General features: G+C 59.6%; 22 protein-coding genes and 1 pseudogene. 13 read left to right on the top strand and 10 right to left on the bottom strand.

The window, feature by feature from the left end; all coding sequences use genetic code 11:
* Positions 1–91: 91 nt before the first annotated feature.
* On the top strand, positions 92–526 hold the full coding sequence (locus tag ACWJJK_RS21045) for an NUDIX hydrolase (RefSeq protein WP_156881079.1): 435 nt from the start codon (positions 92–94) through the stop codon (positions 524–526).
* Between the two features lie 1,183 nt (positions 527–1,709).
* Here the strand turns inward: ACWJJK_RS21045 and ACWJJK_RS21040 are convergent.
* Together ACWJJK_RS21040 and ACWJJK_RS21035 are read right to left on the bottom strand one after the other, a co-directional pair.
* The gene (locus tag ACWJJK_RS21040; protein ID WP_156881080.1) at positions 1,710–2,051 is read right to left on the bottom strand and encodes a zinc ribbon domain-containing protein YjdM; all 342 of its coding nucleotides are present in this window, start codon (positions 2,049–2,051) and stop codon (positions 1,710–1,712) included.
* A gap of 171 nt (positions 2,052–2,222) precedes the next feature.
* A complete protein-coding gene (locus tag ACWJJK_RS21035) occupies positions 2,223–2,693 on the bottom strand; it encodes a hypothetical protein (protein ID WP_133718704.1) in 471 nt (156 codons plus the stop codon).
* 265 nt (positions 2,694–2,958) lie between these two features.
* Between ACWJJK_RS21035 and ACWJJK_RS21030 the strand changes: the two genes are divergently transcribed.
* From ACWJJK_RS21030 to ACWJJK_RS21005, 6 genes are all read left to right on the top strand, one after another.
* On the top strand, positions 2,959–3,924 hold the full coding sequence (locus ACWJJK_RS21030; protein WP_347259287.1) for a CvpA family protein: 966 nt from the start codon (positions 2,959–2,961) through the stop codon (positions 3,922–3,924).
* Positions 3,925–4,116: 192 nt separating this feature from the next.
* Positions 4,117–7,863: a chemotaxis protein CheB gene (locus ACWJJK_RS21025; protein WP_454128458.1), complete on the top strand. Its 3,747-nt coding sequence runs from the start codon at positions 4,117–4,119 to the stop codon at positions 7,861–7,863.
* 2 nt (positions 7,864–7,865) lie between these two features.
* The gene (locus tag ACWJJK_RS21020; RefSeq protein ID WP_434131733.1) at positions 7,866–8,294 is read left to right on the top strand and encodes a phosphate-starvation-inducible PsiE family protein; all 429 of its coding nucleotides are present in this window, start codon (positions 7,866–7,868) and stop codon (positions 8,292–8,294) included.
* 41 nt (positions 8,295–8,335) lie between these two features.
* Positions 8,336–8,569, top strand: coding sequence for a GlsB/YeaQ/YmgE family stress response membrane protein (locus ACWJJK_RS21015; protein WP_210023924.1), 234 nt, complete (start codon positions 8,336–8,338; stop codon positions 8,567–8,569).
* A gap of 127 nt (positions 8,570–8,696) precedes the next feature.
* On the top strand, positions 8,697–9,872 hold the full coding sequence (locus ACWJJK_RS21010) for a DesA family fatty acid desaturase (protein ID WP_077731496.1): 1,176 nt from the start codon (positions 8,697–8,699) through the stop codon (positions 9,870–9,872).
* Between the two features lie 851 nt (positions 9,873–10,723).
* Positions 10,724–11,776 (top strand): AI-2E family transporter, encoded by a 1,053-nt coding sequence (locus ACWJJK_RS21005; RefSeq protein WP_077731495.1) that lies wholly within the window; start codon positions 10,724–10,726, stop codon positions 11,774–11,776.
* Positions 11,777–11,828: 52 nt separating this feature from the next.
* On the opposite strand, the gene ACWJJK_RS21000 is transcribed toward ACWJJK_RS21005, so the two are convergent.
* Complete coding sequence (locus ACWJJK_RS21000) at positions 11,829–12,230, bottom strand: hypothetical protein (RefSeq protein ID WP_133718698.1); 402 nt, start codon at positions 12,228–12,230, stop codon at positions 11,829–11,831.
* 297 nt (positions 12,231–12,527) lie between these two features.
* On the opposite strand from ACWJJK_RS21000, the gene ACWJJK_RS20995 reads away from it, so the two are divergent.
* The 5 genes and pseudogenes from ACWJJK_RS20995 to ACWJJK_RS20975 all read left to right on the top strand — a co-directional run bounded on the left by ACWJJK_RS20995 (position 12,528) and on the right by ACWJJK_RS20975 (position 16,173).
* Entirely contained in the window at positions 12,528–13,547 is a 1,020-nt protein-coding gene (locus ACWJJK_RS20995; protein WP_077731493.1) for an efflux RND transporter periplasmic adaptor subunit, read from the top strand.
* Positions 13,547–14,296, top strand: a pseudogene (locus ACWJJK_RS20990) (ABC transporter permease); the annotation flags it as partial. The gene ACWJJK_RS20995 and the pseudogene ACWJJK_RS20990, both read left to right, overlap by 1 nt.
* Before the next feature lie 90 nt (positions 14,297–14,386).
* Positions 14,387–14,791, top strand: coding sequence for an ABC transporter permease (locus ACWJJK_RS20985; protein WP_454129059.1), 405 nt, complete (start codon positions 14,387–14,389; stop codon positions 14,789–14,791).
* Positions 14,788–15,477 (top strand): ABC transporter ATP-binding protein, encoded by a 690-nt coding sequence (locus tag ACWJJK_RS20980; protein WP_077731491.1) that lies wholly within the window; start codon positions 14,788–14,790, stop codon positions 15,475–15,477. The genes ACWJJK_RS20985 and ACWJJK_RS20980 overlap by 4 nt, the downstream gene beginning before the upstream one ends.
* 207 nt (positions 15,478–15,684) lie before the next feature.
* Positions 15,685–16,173, top strand: coding sequence for a low affinity iron permease family protein (locus ACWJJK_RS20975; RefSeq protein ID WP_434111046.1), 489 nt, complete (start codon positions 15,685–15,687; stop codon positions 16,171–16,173).
* Positions 16,174–16,559: 386 nt separating this feature from the next.
* On the opposite strand, the gene ACWJJK_RS20970 is transcribed toward ACWJJK_RS20975, so the two are convergent.
* The 6 genes from ACWJJK_RS20970 to ACWJJK_RS20945 all read right to left on the bottom strand — a co-directional run bounded on the left by ACWJJK_RS20970 (position 16,560) and on the right by ACWJJK_RS20945 (position 20,687).
* Positions 16,560–16,838 carry a DUF5666 domain-containing protein gene (locus ACWJJK_RS20970; protein WP_086134922.1) on the bottom strand — a complete coding sequence of 93 codons (279 nt, stop codon included), beginning with the start codon at positions 16,836–16,838 and terminating at the stop codon, positions 16,560–16,562.
* Positions 16,839–17,272: 434 nt separating this feature from the next.
* Complete coding sequence (locus ACWJJK_RS20965; protein ID WP_077728544.1) at positions 17,273–17,587, bottom strand: DUF190 domain-containing protein; 315 nt, start codon at positions 17,585–17,587, stop codon at positions 17,273–17,275.
* Positions 17,563–18,273, bottom strand: coding sequence for a fluoride efflux transporter CrcB (gene crcB, locus ACWJJK_RS20960; RefSeq protein WP_205780654.1), 711 nt, complete (start codon positions 18,271–18,273; stop codon positions 17,563–17,565). Before crcB ends, ACWJJK_RS20965 begins: the two co-directional genes overlap by 25 nt.
* A 2-nt stretch (positions 18,274–18,275) precedes the next feature.
* A complete protein-coding gene (locus ACWJJK_RS20955) occupies positions 18,276–19,004 on the bottom strand; it encodes a TSUP family transporter (protein ID WP_077728545.1) in 729 nt (242 codons plus the stop codon).
* A 312-nt stretch (positions 19,005–19,316) separates the two neighbouring features.
* Positions 19,317–20,294, bottom strand: a complete 978-nt coding sequence (locus tag ACWJJK_RS20950; RefSeq protein ID WP_086134920.1) for a methionyl-tRNA formyltransferase — start codon at positions 20,292–20,294, stop codon at positions 19,317–19,319.
* Between the two features lie 30 nt (positions 20,295–20,324).
* Entirely contained in the window at positions 20,325–20,687 is a 363-nt protein-coding gene (locus ACWJJK_RS20945) for a YceK/YidQ family lipoprotein (protein ID WP_156881088.1), read from the bottom strand.
* Positions 20,688–21,133: 446 nt separating this feature from the next.
* Between ACWJJK_RS20945 and ACWJJK_RS20940 the strand changes: the two genes are divergently transcribed.
* On the top strand, positions 21,134–21,649 hold the full coding sequence (locus ACWJJK_RS20940) for a V4R domain-containing protein (RefSeq protein WP_077728548.1): 516 nt from the start codon (positions 21,134–21,136) through the stop codon (positions 21,647–21,649).
* 79 nt (positions 21,650–21,728) lie between these two features.
* Here ACWJJK_RS20940 and ACWJJK_RS20935 read toward each other — a convergent pair whose 3' ends face one another.
* Entirely contained in the window at positions 21,729–22,163 is a 435-nt protein-coding gene (locus ACWJJK_RS20935; RefSeq protein ID WP_156881089.1) for a hypothetical protein, read from the bottom strand.
* Positions 22,164–22,298: the final 135 nt, after the last annotated feature.

The raw sequence follows: 22,298 nt of genomic DNA, 5'->3' as shown, positions 1-22,298 counted from the left end.
AAGGGGACCATCCAAGCCACGCCCGACTTTTCTCAGAACTTGGATTTGATAAAGTGTCTATCGGATCAGGCTTGAACGACAGGAAAACGCCATGCCGCGACCGATGACTCCCGCCCTTGCCGCCGACGCTATCATCGAATTGACCGACCGGCCCGGCCGGCCCATTGTCTTGATCGAACGTGCCTTTCCGCCTCAAGGCTGGGCTATTCCGGGCGGCTTCGTCGATATCGGCGAAACCGTGGAACAGGCTGCCAGGCGCGAAGCCCAAGAGGAAACCGGGCTGGAGGTTCGCCTGATTGCCCTGCTGGGGATTTATTCGGACCCCAAGCGAGATCCTCGAGGCCATACCGTGACCGTCGTGTACGTCGCGGAGGCCAGCGGCGAACCGATAGCCGCAGACGATGCCAAGCATTGCAGCGTGGTCATGCCGGATGAACTGCCGCAGCCTCTGGTCTTCGACCATGCCCAGGTGCTCGAGGACTACCGGGAATTCCGGGCGACTGGACGAGTAACGCCGCTGCGGTAAGCGAGAGCCGGAATCAATAGAGCTCGGACGGAGGCCGGGGTGGAAGCTTTGCGAAATCCCGGCGCCATTCCATTCGGCATTCGAGCGAAGATTAGGTAGGGCGGGTTAGCGGAGCGTAACCCGCCGATTCGAGGCCAATGCCATCCATGGCCTCTGGATTCCGGTATTCCATGCCGGAATGACGACCGAAGTCCAATGGCTAGGATGAAGCTTTGCGGAATCCCAGCGCAATCCAGTATTTTGCGGCCATCAAAAAGCTGGGTCTCGTTCCTCGACCCAGCCTACAAATACAGCGGTTTCCATTCGTATGTAAGGATTGATTGCAGAAAGCCTTAGAGCATTTTCATACCTACTGTACGGGCACTCGCGAGTAGGTCGGGAATCCTTTCCCGACGACACGTCCCGCCGAGCGTCTTCGTCGGCAAAGGATTGCCGACCTACGAAAGCTTGAGTCGATCTACCCGAGCCGAAGGCGCCAACGACTCCAGCAGGCCTGTTTTGCCGTACGAGCGCGATGAAAACGCTCTAAGTACATTCAGGGAAGTCTTGCGGCATACGCACCACTACAGGAGAAACCCGCCAATCAAACTAATCTGTCGAGATTCCGTAAAAGTTTACGGAATGTACTTAGTGTGGGAGCGGGCTTTAGCCCGCGATAATCGCTCGATCGCGGGCTAAAGCCCGCTCCCACAGGTCTTAGAGCGTTTTCCGAATCGGTGTAAGGGATTCGGATATGTAGGTCGGCAATCCCTTGCCGACGTATCGGCTCGGCGAAGGGCTTTGTCGGCAAGGGATTGCCGAGCTACGTTCTCCCCTCCCGGAACGAATCCGTACACCGGGATGGAAAACGCTCTAAATCAATCTGACAACCGCTCTAAACCATACCCAAAGCGTAATTCCATTCGGCATTCGAGTGAACATTCATCGTAGGATGGGTAGAGCGAAGCGAAACCCATCGATGGCGGGTTAGCCCCTAGTCTCCGCTCGGGACAGGCCCTTCGACAGGCTCAGGACAGGCTCCGCGTAACCCGCCGATGGAAGGTCGCTCGGCGGGTTACGGCGCACGCGAAGCGCAGTGATCGGCGGTCGGTTGGTGCTGATGTGCGCCTAACCCACCCTACGAAAATGAACGCCTGATTGAAAGGGATCTGGAATCAGAGCGCTATCGGTCAAAAGCGACTGATCAGACCTTCTTCAAAAAGCAGGCCTTCAGCATGAAATTGCCGTTGTCCAGCTTGCAGTCCACTTCGTGGTCGCCGCCGACCAAACGGATGCTTTTCACCTTGGTGCCCATTTTGAGCGTGATGGACGAGCCTTTGACTTTCAGATCCTTGATCAGCACGACCGTGTCGCCGTCGGACAGAACATTGCCGTTGGCGTCTCTAACGACCGCATCCGCGTCGTCGTCGGAGGCCGTAGTTTCCTCGATCGGCCATTCGTAGCCGCAGTCGGCGCACACATAATTGTCGCCGTCCGGGTAGGTGTTTTCTAAAGTGCACTGGGGGCAAGCTGGGATTGTGGACATGATTCCGCTCAAAAATAGTTGGGGCGTGCATTATAAGGGATCGGTAACCGCCCAAGAACGGAATGCATGTGCAACAGAGAATCCAGACCGGCTACGTCGAAGCGGAATGACGGTCATCGCCGTGAACGGCTCCGTCCGGCAAGGCGGCGAAAAGCTCTCTCGAAGCGAGGGTTAGCGTCTCAAATGCTGAACCAATCCGCGCAGCGGCAGGCTCAAAGCCAACGCGCCGAAAACCGTCGCCAGCGACTTGCCCGACAAGCGCTTCTCGTATCCGGGCGTCAGGCGCTCGGGGACCAGATGATAATCCGTCAGATAGGCAAGGCCAGCGACTATCGCTCCGCCCGTCAATGCTCTGGCGACATCGCCCGACTCGGCGGCTCGTCCGAACCAGCGTTCGTAGAGACTCGCCCACAGAACGGCCGCGGCGTGATTGAGCACGAATCCGGTGCCCGTGTATTTGAGACTGACATCGTTCTGCCGGGCGGCCCGGTCGCCCCAAGTGACGTGACTCACGGCGTTCAAAGGCGCCACGGCGCCGGAACGCTCGGCCTTGCCGCACGCTGCCGCCGCGAGCGTTGTGGCAATACCGACGATCGTCCCGGAAATCAGTGCATCGAAACTGCCGTTGCTGTTCGTACGCATTGCTATCTCCCGCCGGCTGTCCGGCTTCCGTGCGATCCTTTCCCGAATTGCTCGCCGTTCCGCTCTACTTCCCTGCGAAACGGCAGTTCGCCCCTTATGAAAAATGACCTTCCGGGCGAACCGGGGTTCCTTCCCGGAGAAGAACGGCCGGACAAACCGCGGCGGGGGCTGCTCGATCGATTCAGGGATAGGAACCGCATCGACAAGCAAATGCGCAACCACGGCCATCTAATAAAGTGCATCGGCCGGTAACGGGATTATCGACATGGCCTTCAACGTCATCGACGTCTTCCTTCTTCTGCTGATTCTGTTCGCCGTCTGGGGTGGATGGCGGCGCGGTTTCATCCTGGGTTTTCTCAATCTTCTGCGCTGGCTGGGCAGCTTGCTTGCGGCCTGGTTCTTTTATCGACCGGTGGCGGATTTACTGGGTTCGAAAACCGGTTTGTCGAGTACGTGGCAGCAGCCTGCCGCGTTTCTTCTCATCGTTCTGCTCACCAGCTTGGCCATCGGGCTGCTCGGGAATGCGCTGCTCAAACGCTTGCCGCATGGCATTCACCGACGGCTCTTCAATCACCTGTTCGGCACGCTTCCGGGATTGGCCAACGGGCTGATAACGGCAGCCATCGCCGCCGCCTTGTTGTTCGTGGTCCCGCTGCCGGGCGATCTACGCGAGGATGCCCGCGAAAGCGGGACGGCGAACCGCTTCGCGGTTCTGGTGGAACGGCTGACCACGGCTCTGATGCCGATTTTCGAAGATGCGCTTACCCACGGGCTGAACCGCCGGCTTCCGGTTTACCCGGAATCCGACGAGCATATTTCGTTGCCGTTCAGGGTCGGAGCCCCGCAGCCGAGACCGGCGCTCGAGGAGCAAATGCTTGGACTCGTCAACCGCGAGCGCGCCACGGAAGGGCTTTCGCCGCTGAAGATCGATCCCGCCTTGACCGAAGTGGCGCGAAGACATTCGTCCGACATGTTCGCCCGCGGTTATTTTTCTCATTACACTCCGGAAGGCAAAAGCCCGTTCGACCGAATGCGCGAATCGAATGTCGGTTTTCTGATCGCCGGCGAAAACCTGGCTCTCGCCCCCAGCGTTCACATCGCGCACGCCGGCTTGATGAACTCGCCCGGCCACCGCGCGAATATCTTACGGCCGCAATTCGGGCGTGTTGGTATCGGCATCATGGACGGCGGCATTCACGGCTTGATCGTGACGCAAAAATTCCGGAATTGAGCGGCCGGCAATTCAAGCAGGTGCAGACCAATCCATGTAGTGTACTGTTAAAGATTAAAGATTCGGGCAGGCGTGCGGACGCCCTCGCTCGCCACTCAAGGTGGACCTTTGTTTTAATCGGACTTGGACATCGCCGTACCGGATAATGTCGAATATCGAGACAGAATTTCTTACTCAGGAGTATGCAGCTTGATGGCGTTTCCCATTGTAGGCATCGGAGCTTCCGCCGGCGGACTGGAAGCATTGTCGGAATTTCTGGCCGACCTTCCCGCCACCAGCGGTATGGCTTTTCTGTTGGTCCAACACCTCGACCCCCACCACGAAAGCGTCCTGACGCAGATCCTCTCGACCAGAACGGCCTTGCCGGTCCAGGAGGCGACGGAGGGGCTCGCGGTCGAACCCGACCACATCTATATCATCCCGCCCAATGCCGTCATGACCCTGGTCCAGGGCCATCTGGCTCTCGCTGCCCGCAACGGGCTTCCCGTGCCGCCCATGCCCGTCGACCGCTTGTTTTATTCCCTCGCGCAAGAGCAGGGGGCCAATGCGGTCGGGGTCATTCTCTCGGGCACGGGCTCGGACGGCGCGCTGGGGATGCAGGCGATCAAGGGTTCCGGCGGTATCACCTATGCCCAGGACCAAGGCTCGGCCAGATTCAACGGCATGCCGAAGGCGGCGGTAGATCTCGGCGTGGTCGATCGGGTGCTGCCCCCGCGCGAGATTGCCCGCGAACTCGCTCGCCTCGGCGGCCATCCATACCTGAAGGTAGACAGTACCGCCTCCGCCGGCGAACCTCCGCCCACGGACGAGGAAACGCTCAACCGGCTCTTTCGTCGCCTCCGCAACGTCTCCGGCGTGGACTTCACGCACTATAAGCGCGGTACCGTGCAGCGGCGACTCGCGCGCCGCCTCGCCCTGCACGGGCTGGATACGCTGCCGGAGTACCTGAATTTGTTGGAAAGCGACACGGCGGAAACCCAGGCCCTCTTTCAGGACCTGCTGGTCCAGGTGACCGATTTCTTCCGCGATCCCGAGTTGTTCGAAGAGTTGAGCCGAACCGTCTTTCCGCGCTTGTTCGAACGCCGTCCATCTCAAGCTCCGCTGCGGATCTGGGTCCCGGGTTGCGCCAGCGGCGAGGAGGTCTATTCCATCGCCATCTGCCTTCTGGAATTTTTGGGCGAGCGCCTGACCCAAACCCCGATTCAGATTTTCGGCACCGATCTCAGCGAGTCCGCCATCGAGAAGGCGCGTACCGGACTTTACCTGGAAAATATCGCCCGCCACGTCTCCGCCGAGCGGCTCCGGCGCTACTTCGTCAAGGTCGGCGGCCACTATCAAATCACCCGCACGATCCGCGATTTATGCGTATTCGCCCGCCACGACGTGGCCCGCGATCCTCCGTTCTCGCGGCTGGATCTGGTGAGTTGCCGCAACGTGTTGATCTATCTCGAGCCGGCTTTGCAGAAGCGGGTGATTCCGCTGTTCCATTACGCCTTGAATCCGGGCGGATTCCTCGTGCTGGGACCCTCCGAAACCATAGGCCCCTTCTCCGAGCTGTTCAGTTCCGTCGACAAGCGGCTCAAGATCTATTCCAAGGCGATCCTGCCCGGACAGAAGAATCACTTGGCGTTGCTGGAGGAGTATCCCGCGTTGCCGGACCGGTCCCGCCCGAAACAGTTGGCTCTGTCCAGCGAACCCGTGGAGGCGGAGCGCCTGCAACGGGAAGCCGATCGCTTGGCCATGGCCCACTACGTTCCGCCGGGCGTCCTGTGCGATTCGGAGATGAACGTGCTTCAGTTCCGGGGCGAGACCGGTCCGTATCTGGCGAATCCGAGCGGCCCTCCGACTTTCAAGCTGCAGAAGCTGGCCCGGCCGGGCCTCCTCGTCGACCTCAGCAGCGCCATCGAGCAGGCGCGCAAGGAATGGGCTCCGACACGGCGGGAGGGCGTGCGCGTGGAGGGGTCAAACGATACGGAGTCGGTAAATATCGAGGTCATGCCGATTCGGATCGCCGGGGCGGAAAACCCGTGGTTTCTGATTTTTTTTGAAGCGCAAGCCTCACTGGTAGTGGACCAAGGCGCAACCATTGTCGGGGAATTTTGGAGTTCGTTGCGGAGCCGAATGCGTCCGGGGAAACGCGCGGAAAGTTTCCGGCCGGAAAGCGAAAAGGATCGCCAGATCCAGAGGCTTACGCAGGATCTCGAAGCGGCCCGCGATTACATTCGGGCCATGCTGGATGCACACGAGACGACGGTGGAAGAACTCAAGGCAACGGAAGAGGAACTGCTATCGAGTAACGAGGAGTTCCAGAGTACCAACGAGGAACTCGAGACCGCCCAGGAAGAGCTGCAATCGAGCAACGACGAACTGCGCGCCCGCAACCGCGAACTCAACGTGCTGAACGACGAGATGCGGCAGGCGCGCGATTTCGCGCAGGCTGTCGTCGAAACCATGCGTCAGCCGCTACTCGTGCTCGACGGCGATCTCCGTATTCAGCAGGCGAACTGCGCCTTCTACCGGAACTTCAAAGCCACGCGCGAAGCGACCGAGCAGGTCCGGCTTTACGAATTGGGCCATGGGCAATGGGACATTCCCGTCTTGCGCCGGCTTCTCGAAGAGGTCTTGCCCGCCCAGGCCGCTTTCCAGGATAAGGAGGTCACCCAGACCTTTCCCGAGCTCGGACCGCGGACCATGCGCCTCAACGCGCAGGTGTTGCGCTGGAGCGATCAGGAGCGCATCCTCCTGGCGATCGAGGATATCACCGAGCAACGGGCGGCGCTGGATGCGCTCAAAACGGTCGATCGGCGCAAGGACGAGTTCCTGGCCATGCTCGCCCACGAGTTGCGCAATCCTCTGGCGCCCATCCGCAACGCCCTCGAGATTTGGCGGCGCGGCGACGCCGGCAAAGCGGCGGAGAAGAAAGCCCAGGCCGTGCTGGATCGCCAGCTCCGCCTGGAGGCGAGGCTGCTCGACGATCTGCTCGATCTGTCCCGCATCACCCGTGGGGTGATCGCTCTTCAGAAACAGCCGGTCGATCTGACGCGCCTGGTGGCGCTGGCGGTCGAAGATGCGAGCGCTCAGCTCGACGCGCGTCAGCACCGGCTCGAGTCGTCGCTGCCTGAGCACGGCCTGTCGGTCGAAGGCGATCCGGCCCGACTGCAGCAGATCGTCTCGAATCTTCTGAGCAACGCCGTCAAATACACGCCGTCCGGCGGTCATATCACCCTGACCCTGACACTCGAAGGGCGGGAAGCGGTGCTCAGGGTCGCCGACACCGGCATCGGCATCAGCCAGGAACTCCTGCCTTTGATTTTCAACCTCTTCGTGCAGGCCGACAAATCCCTGGATCGTACCCAGGGCGGCCTCGGCATCGGGCTCACGCTGGTTCGTCGCCTGGTCGAATTGCACGGGGGGCATATAAGCGTACGCAGTGCAGGGACCGGCAAGGGAAGCGAGTTCACGGTGCGCCTGCCGGCTTTGCCGGATACGGCCATCCCCGCCGATACGGAGGAAACGGTAGCGACCGAGGGACCGCACCTCGGGCGCTACCGTATTCTGGTCGTTGATGACAACGTGGATACGGCGGAGAGTACGGCTCTACTGCTGCAGCTGGAGGGCCACGAGACGCAGGTGGCATGCGACGGTCCCGCTGCTCTCGAAGCCGCGAAGACGTTTCTCCCGCAGATTGTCCTGCTTGATATCGGTTTGCCGGGGCTGGATGGCTACGAGGTAGCCCGTCGTCTGCGGGTCCGGCCCGAACTGGAGGAGTCGCTGCTGGTGGCGATGACCGGCTATGGACAGGAGGAAGACCGCGACCGATCCGGGGCCGCCGGATTCGATAGGCACCTGGTCAAGCCGGTCGACCTCGACCAGCTCAAAGCATTGATGGCGGCCTACCCACGGCGGAAGAAGGTGAACGACGCTGAGGAAACCTCGTGAGAGTGCTAAGAACCATTGATAGTGCCGAAAAATACATCGTCTACATGCTGGTTTTCTTGCTGCTGATTTCCGTGATTTTGGGAACCCTCGAGCTCGGCCGGGTCGTCATCAAGAACATTATCCAGTCTTCTTTTTACTTGGTTGAGATCGATCGCTTATTCGAATCATTCAGCCTTTTTCTCATCCTGGTCATCGGCTTGGAGCTCCTCAAGTCCATCAAAAGCTATCTCGTGCAGGGCTCCATCAACCCGGCCTTCGTGGTGGAAGTTGCCATCATCGCGTTAGGCAACAAACTCATCACCCTGGACCTAAAACATGCAGAGCCCGGCCTACTCATAGGCATTGGAGCTATCCTCCTGGGATTGTCGGCGACCTATCTGGTTCTTAAAAAAGCATTCGGCCCCACGGACGTTCAGACTGGAAATCAATAACTCGATTGACCCGGGTAAACGGGAGGCTCTATGGAAGTGATGTGGTATGTATTGATTGGCCTGGCGGCCGGTTGGCTGGCGGGCAATTGGTCAAAGGCGGCGGGTTTGGCGCCATCGGAGACATTATTGTCGGGGTGTTCGGTGCCGTGTTGGGCGGTGTTCTGTTCGATGTGCTGGGTTTGTCCGCCGGGGGCGGCAGGCTTGGGAGCTTGATTATCGCGACGGTTGGCGCCGTAGCCTTCTTGCTTCTGTTGCGTCTGATCAGAAAGGATTAGGTGCCGGCAACGTCAAAAAGTCGCCTGCGCACGCTGGCGACACGGTGCAAAACCTTCCCGGTCGTACTCGCTCTAATTCGATGAAGGACTAAACATGTTATTCCCCCCGTTTTTAGGATAGGGATAGATGATTGATGGATTGCTCAACATTCCCGGATGGGGACTCATTGCCATTACCCTGGGCCTGACCCACGTCACCATTGCCAGTGTGACCATTTTCCTGCATCGTCACCAAGCGCATCGCGCTCTGAATCTCCATCCTGTCGTCAGCCATTTCTTCAGATTCTGGCTGTGGCTGACCACCGGTATAGTCACCAAGGAATGGGTGTCGATTCATCGCAAACACCACGCCCATTGCGAAAGCCCGCAAGACCCTCACAGCCCCCGCGTCTTCGGCATTCGGAAAGTGCTGTGGGAAGGCGCCGAGTTATACCGGGCCGAAGCCCGCCACGTCGAAACGCTGGACCACTATGGCTATGGCACCCCGAATGACTGGATCGAACGGAACCTTTACAGCCGCTATCGAGGCGGGGGTGTTGCCCTGCTGTTCGTCATCGATGTCGTGCTATTCGGCCTGTATGGCATCACGGTGTGGGCGGTGCAAATGCTCTGGATTCCCTTTTGGGCGGCGGGCGTGATCAACGGCCTGGGCCACTACCGGGGCTATCGCAATTTCGAAACCCCGGACGCCTCCACGAACCTGTTTCCCTTAGGGCTCCTCATCGGCGGCGAGGAATTGCATAACAATCACCACGCGTATCCGGCCTCGGCCCGTCTCGCCCATCGCTGGTGGGAATTGGACATCGGCTGGGTCTACATCCGCCTGCTGCAAAGGTTTCGGCTGGCCGAGATCCGCCGCACGGCGCCTCGAATCCGCCTCGAGCGCGCTCCCAAACCGATCAACCCGGCCACGGTCCAGGCCGTAATGCGCAACCGCCATCATGTCCTGGCTTTGTACGGGCGTCGCGTCGTGCTCCCGGTACTGCGGCACGAGTGGAAGGCCGCTCCTTCCGCCCACCGGCCTTTGCTGCATAAGGTAAAAACGCTTCTGGTCCGGGAGGGCGTCGAACTCGATGAAGCGGCCTGCCAAACCTTAAAACAGGCGCTGAACTTGAGCCGGACGCTCGAGACGATCTACCGTTCCAAACACGACCTGAAACAGCTCTGGATCCGATCCGCCAGCCATTATGAAGCCCGCGTGCAATTGCTCGAGAACTGGTGCCGGCAGGCGGAAGACACCGGCATCGAGGCCTTGGGCGACTTCGCCCGACTACTGCGCCGATATACGCTCCCAAGAGCCTAGGCCGTTTTCATCTCGCTCGTACGGCAAAACAGGCCTGGCAGGAGTCGTTGGCGCCTTCGGCGACGGTAAATTGATTCAAGCCTTCGTAGGTCGGCAATCCTTTGCCGACGAAGCCGTTGGCCCAACTGCACTGTCGGGAAGTGCGGCTTCGACGCTCCAATCGCAAACGGTCATCCCAGAAGCGCTGGGATGACCCTTCCAATCGCAAACGGCCTGGCCGGGAGCGCCGGCCAGCCCCTTCCCGAAGACGCCGTTTGCGATTGGGAAGGAATTGCCGACCTACTCGCGAATGCCCGTACAGTCGGTATGAAAATGCTCTAGCCTGGACAGCGTTCGAGTCCTTGGCTTGACGCGAAACGCGCGGATATGCGAGCGCTTGGAGTGATAACGATTGAGTTTGATATGCCGAAGCCAAAGAGGTCGTGGGTTAGCTTAGCGTGTGTGCGAGAAGCTACTGCACGGCCTGAGGGCAGCCCCTCGACAAGCTCAGGACGGACCCTTCGACGGAGCTCAGGACAGGCTTGCCTTCGGGCCGCGCGTGACGCTTTCTAAACACCCTCTTAGACTACCAAGGGCTTTGGAGAACGACAGGGCTCGACCTTTCCTTATCTTTTACAGTGAGTGAAGAAAGCAATGCCAGTATTACCCGTCATTCCGGCAGGGAGTGCCGGAATCCAGAGGCCAAGGATGGCCGGCCCTCTACATCCTTGTAACCTGGATCCCGGCAGTCCCAATCGCAAACGGGCCTTTAGTCGGCCCCTTCCATGCCGGGGTGACGATGTGGTTTGACTTTCGTTACGAACAGTAAGCGGGTGGTGATTGGGCATTTCCAGTCGATCTGAGAAAACGACGTGCTGAGCGAAAACCGTGTCGACCAGTGGGCCGGCTTCGCCGTAGTCCTCGTATTGATCCTGGGCTGTTTCGTCGTGCTGCGTCCGTTCCTTTCGGCGATCCTGTGGTCGGTCATCCTGGCCTTTTCCACGTGGCCGGTTTATCAAAGGATCGAATCGGCCGTCGCGGGCCGGAAAGGATTGGCCAGTGGACTGATGGTCCTGATAGTGGCAGCCGTCTTGATTGTCCCCTTGGCGCTCCTCGGCACCAGTTTGGCGGAAGACGTGACCGCGCTCGTGGAGATGGCACGGCAACTCCTCAGTGAGGGACCGCCGACCCCACCCGCGTGGGTAGCCAAGCTGCCGGTTGTGGGTTCGCGTCTGCACGACCACTGGCAAGAGATGGCGGGGAGCGGCGCCCGCTTGACCGAGGCGTTGCTGAAGTACCTCATGCCCCTGCGAGATTGGGCGTTGCGCAGTGCGGCAAACTTCGGAGAAAGTCTCCTGTACTTAAGCCTCAGCGTGTTCATCGCGTTCTTTTTGTATCGGGACGGTGCCGCGTTATCCACAAGGCTGGCCCCCTTATTCACCCGGGTCGGCGGCCAACGGGCGCCGGCATTACTCCATGTGGCGGGGGACACCATCAAAGGCGTCGTTTACGGCGTTATCGGTACCGCGTTGATTCAGGGGATTTTGGTTGGTATCGGGTTGTGGATCGCGGGCATCCCCCGCGTCCTGTTGCTCGGCGTGCTGGCGTGCGTTCTGTCCTTGATTCCCGTCGGTCCCGCATTAATCTGGTTACCCGCGGCCATCTGGCTGTTCGGAAAGGGTTCGACGGGGTGGGCCGTCTTTCTCGTGCTCTGGGGACTTCTAGTGGTGGGGCTCGTCGATAATTTTCTTAAGCCCTATTTCATCGGCAAAGGGAGTCATCTGCCATTCATCCTGGTGTTTCTCGGAACTTTGGGCGGGGTGATGGCCTTTGGCTTCCTCGGCATATTTCTGGGTCCGACCTTGCTCGCCATAGCCTATGCCTCGTTTCAGGAATGGAGTGCCCGGGAAAGAGCTTTAAGTTAGGGAACGGACCCAGCGAAATAGTGGCGTCGAATCCCTTGCAGGAAGACTCAATCTACAGCGAGGGCGGCGACGCGATGATCATGCTCAACCAATAGGTATCGGTCTTGTAACAATGCCAGAGTTGTGTTTCCTCGGTGAACCGGGCGAAGAGTTGGCCATTGGCGTAGACCACTCCATCGGCAACGGAGATTTCATCGAACGGGCCGAAGCTTTCCGAGGTGTTTGCCAGCGCATCCTCAAAATGGATCGACGTCCGGTCATGGCAGGCGTACTGGGTGAAGTGCTGCTGGCCTTGCATATCCCAGAAGTGATTGCTGAATTTGGCGACCACTGTCCCGTTGGGCCCTTGGCTGATGAAATTGCCGGTGATTCGGAAGAAAGGCGCCGGTGCAAGCTTGGTGGTTTTCGCTAGCTGCTCGGATTCGAAGATCAGACTGATCATATCTTGGCTCATCCGCATAATGCTTTCATTTCGATTAGACTGCCGAGGTTTCGTCGGTTCATGCGGCAATCCGATGAAGTCGCAGAAAGTTCTCGAAGCGGCACGGGTGATCGTCGGGAGCATCGACAAGCCGACCGCGCTTCGTCATCTCGATGTCGTTTAAAATGGGAGCATGTTTCCTCTACAAGAACCCGATGCGGGCGAGTCTGGCAGTCTCGACAGGGCCCGGAACCGGGCCGCCTTTCTTGCTATAACAATTAACCAGCAATAGACCCACCATCGACGACCGTCATTCTCCCCTTCCGAACAATGCAAAGAAAGTGGATCTGGATTCTTGCCATCGGCGTGCTCGCTGCCGCCGGCGGAATTTATTGGTGGCGCGAAGGTCCTGTCACGGTCACCGTCGTGACGCCGACTCGCGGGCCCGCGGTGGAGGCGATTTACGCGACCGGCACCGTGGAACCGACGGTCATGCTGCCGATCGCGGCGCGGCAGGCAGGCCATTTGGTTGAACTCAACGTCGATGAAGGGAGTCAAGTGCGTAAGGGACAGGTACTCGCTCGGCTCGACGACGCGGATTTGAGGAACACGGTCGAGGAACTGGCCGCCCGCGTGCGGTTCGCGCGCACGCAGTATCAGCGCTTGCAGGAACTGGTGCGCCGCAATGTCATTGCCAAAGTCGAACTGGACCGGGCGCGCTCCGATCTGGAAGCGGCCGAGGCGGCGCTGGAGCGCGCGCGGGCTCAGCGTGATTTCATGACTCTCACGGCGCCCGCGGACGGCCTGATCATCCGGCGCGACGGCGAGATCGGCCAGTTCATTCCCGCCGGACAGGCCCTGTTCTATCTCTCTTGTTGCGCGCCTTTGCGGGTCACGGCCGAGGTGGACGAAGAAGACATTTTGCGGGTGCATGTGGGGCAGAAGGCGGTGTTGCGCGCCGACGCGCTGCCGGACGAAGTGCTCGACGGCGAAGTCAGCGAAATCACGCCCAAGGGCGACCCGATCGCACGCAGCTACCGGGTTCGCATCCGGCTCGCCGACCCGGAGAAGTTGCAGGTGGGCATGACGGTCGACGCCAACCTGATCGTTTCCGAACGGGAAAATGCCCTGCTGGTACCGTCCACCGCGGTCCAGAACGGCACCATTTGGGTGGTTGAGGACGGGAGGCTACACCAGCAGCCGGTGCGGACCGGCGTAACCGGCGCCGTTCGTACCGAAATCGTCGAGGGACTGTCTCCGGAGGCCCAAGTCGTCGAGACGCCTTCGGAAAACCTTCGCGACGGACGCGCCGCCCGTATCCGTTCGTCATCTCCCGTGCCGGTGTCCTGATGCGCATCCAGCTCCAGGTGGCGCTCACGCATCTTACGGGTCGCACACGCCAGACTTTTGTTTCGCTTACCGGAGTCATACTCGGCGTCGCCTTCTTCCTGGCGGTGTCGTCCCTGATGCGCGGTTCCGAGAAGGACTTCATCAAGCGTCTCATCGACAACAGCCCGCACATCACGGTCTACGACGAATACCGCTTGCCCCGGACGCAGCCGGCGGAGCTGCGCTGGGCGGGCGGCGCGATCCGGATCAGCAACGTCAAGCCGCAGACGGAAACGCGCGGCATCCGCGGTTATCGCGAAAAACTCGAATTCGTGGAGTCCATGCCCGGGCTGAAGGTCGCGCCGGTACTGGTCGGTTCGGCCGTGCTCGTATTCGCCGGCCGGGAGGAAAGCGTCACCCTCTCGGGCGTGGTGCCGGACAAGATGAAGACGGTGTCGACGCTCGAGGAGAAGATGATCGAAGGCTCGATCGACGCGCTCGCGGCCAATCCGAACGGAATCGTCGTCGGCACGGGGCTGGCGCAGAAATTCAATCTCGGCCTGGGCCGCAACGTGAACGTGGTCGCCGCGAACGGCGCCAGCCGTCCGATGAAGGTGGTCGGCATCTTCCGCACCGGCAACGCGAACTACGACGAGACCCAGACGTTCACCTTGCTGAAGCGCGCCCAAGTGATGTTCGACCGGCCCAATCGGGTTAACCGCTTGATCATCCAGCTCGACGACCCCTACGAGGCCCGCGATGCCGCCCAGCGCATCGAAGCGGTCGCCGGCTACAAATCGGTGTCCTGGATCGAAGCCTCCGAAGACATCTTGAGCGTGCTGATCGTACGCAACATCATCATGTACAGCGTGGTGTCGGCGATCCTCATCGTGGCGTCCTTCGGGATATACAACACCCTGTCGACCATCGTGATGGAAAAGACCCGCGATATCGCGATCCTGAAATCCATCGGCTTTCACGCCCGCGATGTACGCCTCATCTTTTTGCTCGAAGGGATCATCATCGGCGTGGTGGGCAGCATATTCGGCCTGGTTCTGGGGGCCGGACTCATGAAGCTGCTGTCGACCATCGAGTTCAGGCCGCCCGGCATCACGGAAAAAGTGCAGATGCCGATCTGGTGGGGACCGGAACAATTCGCCATCGCCACCGCTTTCGCCCTCGTCTCGTGCATTCTCGCCGCCTATCTGCCGGCACGCCGCGCGGGCCGCGTGCATCCGGTGGAGATTCTGCGGGGCGCAGCATGACGGCGGTCCTGCGAGCCGAGCATCTCGGGCGCACGCTGGCCGGGGAAGTTCCGGTGACCCTGGTGGAGGACATCAACCTCGATATCGAGCGGGGCGAGTTCGTCTGCATCATGGGGCCTTCCGGTTCCGGCAAGTCCTCGCTGCTCTATCTGCTCGGTCTGCTCGACGTTCCCACCTCGGGGCGGGTGTGGCTGGACGGCGAGGATACTTCGGCGTACGGCGAGAACGAGTTGGCGAATCGTCGGCTGGAGAAACTGGGATTCGTGTTCCAGTTCCATTTCCTGCTCGCCGAGTTTTCGGTGCTCGACAACGTTACGCTGCCGATGCGGCGGCTCGGCAAGCACGGCGATGCCGCGATCCGTTCGCGCGGCATGGAATTGTTGGCTCGGCTGGGCGTCGCCGAGCAGAGCGCGAAACATCCGCACCAGCTCTCGGGGGGGCAGCGTCAGCGCGTCGCCATCGCCCGCGCGCTGGCCAACGATCCCCTGGTCGTTCTGGCCGACGAGCCGACCGGCAATCTCGACTCGGTATCGAGTGCCACGGTGCGGCAGATTCTCCACGATCTGGCTCACCAAATGGGCAAGACGGTGGTCGCCGTGACCCACGACGCTGAATTCGCTTCGGCCGCCGACCGGCGCATCGGCCTTGTCGACGGCAAAATCAACGCCGACTGGCGGCCGGCGTAGTTTCAGTCGAATTCTCTTCTTCTATTGCCGGATCCAGGCCGATTTACCAAAGCCGGCCGCCGAGATTGATTTCTTTCAAAACGCCTCTGGCTGTCCACGCGGCAAAACCCTACACTGGCTAGTGGGCCGCTCGGTCGTGTTCAAGCTTGGTCCGATCGATCTAAAAACAATGAGCTACAAAGATCCGAAATCTGGAGGAATGCCGCGATGTCTTGGTATATCCGTATGCTTGCTTTTCTAGTCAAATGCGCCGCCTGGGCTAAGAAGAACCTCGAGAATACCGCTTACTGGAACGCCAAGTTCGACCGGTTCGCGAGACTGTTCTCTCGCTTGTCGGGGCGGCCCTTGGCTTTCAACATCGCAATGATCGTGATCCTGGTATGGGTCGTCAGCGGACCGATCTTCGGATTCAGCGATACCTGGCAGCTGGTGATCAATACGGCGACCACCATCGTGACGTTCCTGATGGTATTCCTGATTCAGCACACCCAGAACCGGGATACCGAAGCCCTCCAAGTGAAACTGGACGAACTCATCCGTGCCATCGAAAAAGCCGATGACACGCTGTTGGATTTGGAAGAGCTGGAAGAAGAGGAATTGGCGATACTGCGCAGCAAATACGTGACCCTCGCGCGCGTGGCCCGCGAAAAGGCGAGGGCCGAAACGAAAGTGGATTCCTCCGCAGGCAAGCCATGAGGAGCTAGAGCGTTTTCATCTCGCTCGTAGGGCAAAACAGGCCTGGCAGGAGTCGTTGGCGCCTTCGGCTCGGGTGAATTACTTCAAGCATTCGTAGGTCGGCAATCCTTTGCCGACGAACCCGTTGCGTCGGGAATGGATTCCCGACCTACTCGCGAGTCCCCGTAGGTATGAAAATGCTCTAGCTTGAACGACGCGGTAGTGCCGAGCTTTCCGGTCGGCTAGGGCGCGGTTATATCCCGCGTGGCCGGATTCGGCAGGGACTCGTTGCCAATGTCGGAACTACTGAAGCCGCGCCCTGGCCGATCATAACCCGGCTCAAGGCCAATTCTCGCAGGGCCGGCTTCAGGTTTCTCCAAGTCCATTGGCATATGAAAGGGGTTCCGTTACTTTCGGCACTTCCCCGGCTTTTCGGTTTCAATCTCCTCGACCGAGCCTCCCTCGTACTCGACCTCCACGCACGCTCCAACCACCAGAGGGCCGTCGTCTTCCTCCAACTTGGTTTTTTCCGTCACCACGACCTCGCGACCGCCTATCATCCAGGTGCCGACCTTGCCTTCGGGACGCTTTTCAATGGTGCCGTAGAACTCTTCGCCCGCTTGGATGCTCGGCGATACCCAGAGGACGGCGCTAGCTAGCAACAGCATGCTTATCAGGTGTTTCATCGTTCGCTCCTTTTTGAATGGTCCCGTTTTTTTGGACAATCATCGCGTACCGATAATTCGTCCATCCGAGCCAGGCCGAGCATCATGACGCCGGCATTATGGCCGGACAGACCGAATTAGAGCATTTTCCGATCCGGTATCAGGGAGCCCGATATGTAGGTCGGCAATCCCTTCCCAGTCGCAAACGGTCGCTTTAGTCGCGACCCTTCCAATCGCAAACGGGAACTTTGGGAGCACCAAAGTCCCCCTTCCAATCGCAAAAGGCCGTCCTGGGAGCGCCAGGACGCCCCTTCCGACAAAGTCCTTTGCCGAGCCGATAAGTCGGCAAGGGATTGCCGACCTACGTTCTTCCCGCCCGACACGAATCCGTACACCGGGTTGAAAAACACTCTAAGTCTCCGATCGCCAATATGCTTGACGACCGAAGTGGCCGATTATTCCTCTTTCATGTGGCGGACTCCGGACCATGTGACCACATGGGATAAATCCATCCGCCGCAGCAGTTCCTGGATCACGGTTTCCACCCTATCCGGTTCGTCGTAAAACTCGATCACCAGGGGCAAATCCAGGGACAGGTCGACCAGTGAGGCCGTACGGATTTTTCCGTTTCGACTGAATCCTGTCATGCCCCGCAGTACGGTGACGCCGGCCACCCGTTCCTCTTCGTGCAGGAACTTCATGAGCTTGGACAGGATATGTTCGCCTTCCCTAAGATAAATCCGCGCTATGGTGACTTGCTGATGTGCCATAACCAGTTTCCCGTGAGTGTGCCCAACCAGACCGCCGTAACGCCGAGCAGGGCATTCACGGCGAAGATGCTCAATAGACCCTGAAACTCCGCCCGAATTTCGGGCAATTGGAATGCGAGCCACAAGGTCGCCGCCAGGGTCATCACACCGAGCAGACTGATCAAGACAATCGCCCGGTACAGGGTAGACAGATCGAAGTAAAGAAAAACGAATTCGGCCGCTGCGGCCAGGGTAAAGGCGATCGTCAGGGCGAGCGCCAGGCCGCCGTACGGAAACCCGTGCCCGAGCCAGGGATAGAGATCGGAGGCAAATATCTGCCGGCCCAGTACCAGTCCGATCCAGACTGCCGCGAGACACAACACGGCGCTCAAGAAAATATTCAATCCGGCTTTGGCGAGATTGCCTTCTTCGAACAGGTACAAGGTTTCGATGGCAAAGGTCGAGAAGGTCGTGTAGGCGCCCAGGAACCCTACCAGAATCGCCGCCCGGTATTCGACGGCCAGCGAAAATCGTTGCAGCATCAGTTCGGTGAGGAATCCCATCAGAAACGAGCCCGATACGTTCACGAACAGGGTGCCGTGAGGAAAGCCTCGACCCAGCCAGGCGTAGATGCCGGTGGCGACCAGGTAACGCGTCACGGCTCCGAGCGATCCGCCCAAGGCGATGGCGAAGAGTTGGCTCATCATATCTAACTCAAAGCTCGAATCATCAACACTATTCCGGCGATGGCCAGAAAACCCGCGAAGATGCGGCGGTACCTGGCTTGCTCGATGTGCGTGTAAAGCATTTCGTCGGTCAGCAGAAAAACCAGAGCGCCGACTACCAGATAGATTGCATTTTCGGCAAAAGGCACATCGATCTGCGACCGGCTGAACAGCCACAAGGTGAGGATTTGCGCCACGGCAAAGGTGGCGTAGGAAGCCGCAACGGTGACGCGGGCCACATCCTTTGCATAGTCCTTGTGGTGCACCAGCGCCGTGAGGAGCGAGCCGCCCAGATTGCTGAGCCCGTGTATAACGCCCATGGTCGCGAAGTAAGCCTTTTCGTACTTCATCAGGGCGTCGATGGCGCGGGTCACGGTCGGCGAATATTCCTTCAAGGCGATGAGCAGCAGAAACGATCCGATCAACACGCCGATGTTGATCCGGGTATGAGTCACCAGGAACAGAAAGAGCGCGATGGGCGGCAGCGTCAGAAACAGCACGTTCCGGTAAAAGGTAAAATCGATGTGGGCATGGTGCTTCGCGATCTGCAACAGATTGATGGCGATCGAAATCGGCAGCAGCACGATAAGCACGTCCACGAATTCGTAACCGAGCAGCAACAGGATCGGCGTGCCGAACAGCAAGACGCCTGCGCCGAAAATGGACTGCACGGTGGCCGTGGCGACCACGGTCAGCAGAATGTCGACCGACATGAATTCCCCCTAGGCTTGATCTCGTTGGCTTCCGCCACTCGTTAAACCGGGCTTCGCGCAGTCAGGGAAGCCCGGATGTCATAGGCTTTCCCCAAGCTGCCGTTCGCCCCGTAATGTTTTTATGGCGCGCCATTGTAAACCTTCAGGCTACAGAAGGTATCGGAACGGGTGCGTCGGGCGGGCTCTTTGTCAGCTCGAATCCCGTGTCGCGAAGCCGCTCGCCATTCGATCGGGTCACGTCGGCCTCGGCGCCGCACCGAAGCCGCCGGGCGCGCATCGGAATTCACGGGCACAGCCTCGCCGTCCCCGGCGTCAGGCGCCCAGGCGATCGCCGGCGGAGAGCGCCGTGGCCGGCGGGACGCGCCGGCCGTCGACCGTGATCACCTCGAGCCGAAGCCACGCGTCCGCGCACGCGGCCCACACTTCACCTCCGGGCATCGTCTCGATCGTCCCCGGCGGCGCAGAGCTCGGCTCTCCGGTGGGCGAGGTTTTCACGATCCCGATCTCCCGAGTGCCGGCCCGCGTCTTCGGTGCTCCCCACGGAGACGGGAAGGGGAAATAGCAAAAGGCGCGGACGAAGCGGTCGACGTCGGCGGCGGGGCGATCCCAAGACAGCGTGCCGCCCTCGGGGATTACCCTGCCGAAGTATTCGCGCATCGTGAGATCTTGCTCGATGTGGGGAATGGAGGCCGGGTCGAGGGCGGCCGCGGCGACCAGAGTGGAGAGGAGAGAGAGACCCTCTTCCACGCAGCGCAGGCCCACCGAAAATGCGGTGTCGCTTTCGGTCAGGTCGAAGAGCGTCTGATAGGCGATGGGTCCGGTATCGATGCCGGCGAACATGCGATGAACGGTGACGCCGTACCGGTGTTCGCTGCGGAGGATGGCCCAGCCCGGCGCGTAGAGACCGGCATAACGGGGCAGGGGGCCCGGGTGCACGTTGAACGCGCCGATCCGGGGGGCCTCCAGGATCGAGCCATTTACGACGTGCAGCGAGTGGACGTTGAGCAGGAGGTCCACATTCTCTTTGCGGAAAATGTCGGCGAGAGCGGCGTCCTTGACGGCCGAGGCGGGCAAGAGACAATGTCCGCGCCTTTCGGCGTACGACCACAAGGCCGATTTGCGCGTGTCCGGAGGCGACGTGAGCACCATCGCAACCCGGTGTCCGCTTTCGTCTAGCGCCTTCAAGGCGCGGAGCCCCGCACCTTCCTCGGCCACCAGGGCAATATTCAAGCGATATTGCTCGCTCACGGGTGCCATTCCGTAGCTTCCCATGCAAGATGCGGTCATCATGAGTAGATCCCTTACAACATGAATTTCAGATCAACGCGCTTCTTCGATTTCCCCGGATTCGGGAGCCGGTGATTCTGTCGACGAGTCGCGGGTTTCTTCGGAAGCGCCCGGGTTGCGAACGCGATGCCAGTCGTATGGAAGCACAAACGTATCGAAGACGGCCGAAAAAGGCAGATCGAAAATAAGGACGGATGCCACCAGTCCGTTGAGCCATGCGGATGCCGAACGCTCGCCGCCGAAAATTTCGCCGATCTCTTTCGCGTCTTGCCGAACGCCGGGGTAAACCGCCCACTCGTTTTCGAGTATCTCGGTCCTCGCCCGTATGCTCGAGCAACCGGCGGCCAGGGCGATCACAAGAACAATAACGGCCCATTTTCCAACGTCAACTTTCATCGCGTTTCCTTATAAACGAATAGAGGTGTCACGGTTATATGGAAGCCGAGCTTTCGGGAACGGATTGACGAATCATCCGATCCTGGAGAAGCAAAGAGAGGGGCGGTAGAGGCTTCCGAAATGAAGGCGGTCTCCCGGCGGACGAACATCTCAATCCGGTTGTCTGTCAGGCGAGGCCCGCTGGCACCGCCATCGGCTCGAGCATCAGCATCATGAAGCTAGGTCAAACTAGCTCTTGATGTCAAATTTCGTCAATAGGGTGTTCTCCTGGCTGGACGGCGTTAGACCTTGCATTTCGCATTTTCATCTATGCTTGAGCTAAACCACTGAGGTCGGGGGCGCCGGGCGGCCGATCATGACACAGGGCGAGGGTAAATGAGCCTTATGTCTCTACGGTTTTTATTGCACTTCTGACGCAACGATCAAGTAGAAGAGGACCATCATTCATGCATTCGACAACCCCATTTACCGGCTCGGCGAAAGTGCTTGAAGCCGGGTACCCCACGGTCGATATTGCCAACGCCTTGAACATCGTGCGTCCCAGCCTCGGGGATGATGCCGGTGTGGCGCTCTTCAGACTGCTGAGACTGGTGGCGATCGAAGATATCCTCGGCAGGGGTGCCTCGGCGATGGCCTATTACGCCGGCAAAAAACTGGGCATGGGTCTTGGAATCGGCAAGCTCGAAGACTTTCTCGGGCTCTGCGCGGCCCTCAAGATCGGAATCATCGAAGTCCCCTTGCTGACCGAGGACAAGATTCATGTCGATGTCTACGAATGCGTCACGTGCAGCGGTCTCCAACCCGTGGGGCGTACACTCTGCCATTTTGAGGGAGGGCTGATCGCCGGGGTCGTGGAGCACGTAACGCGAAGACGCACGCAAGCCGTGGAGGTAAGCTGCATCGGCGGATTGGGCGACCGTACCTGTGGTTTTGATCTCGAACTCCTCGGCGAGATCAAATAGCCGGTCAAGAGTTCTATCCCGAGCGCCCTGTCGATTGACTCGCCAGCCCGATAAGCTGCCGGGTCGGCGGATCAAAAACCTAGTTATTTGAAATTTGCGATGCGCTTCCTGGGATGGCATCGGCCCGAACTCGCTTACGCGTGAGCAGCCATCCGAGGTAAGCCGCGGCAGCGACGTCATACGTGAGGCAGAAGGCAGGCCACCAGGCCGGCACTCCGGGGTTTGCGATGAACCGGCCATGGACGAAATCAAAGATGCCGTGTGCGAGCAGGGCGGCAACGATAAGCCACAAGGTGTACTTGAATCCGGCGATAGAGGCGCCAAAAAACACCGCGGCAACGATGAGCTCAATAATCAATGCGTTCATGGAACCGCCCACGACCGCAAAGAGGACATAGTACGACGCGATGACGATCATCACCGTGGGATAAAACGCACGATCACGATCCAGGCCGAACAAGGTCGCCGACAGGCCGATCACAATGGCCAGAACCGCTCCGATCAGAAACGCCATGCTTGCTCCTCGGTTGAATTGCTATCCGACGAAGTGAAAAAAATCGCTTCGAGCATTTTGGGACGTTTAATCCGTTGAATGTGCATAGGCTGAGTTTTCGATCCAAGGATTTTTCAACATTCCGGCACTGATGTT

The organism is Methylocaldum gracile (assembly GCF_053646815.1).
The sequence above is the reverse complement of the archived record's forward strand: the minus strand, read 5'-3'. Positions and strand labels throughout refer to the sequence as shown.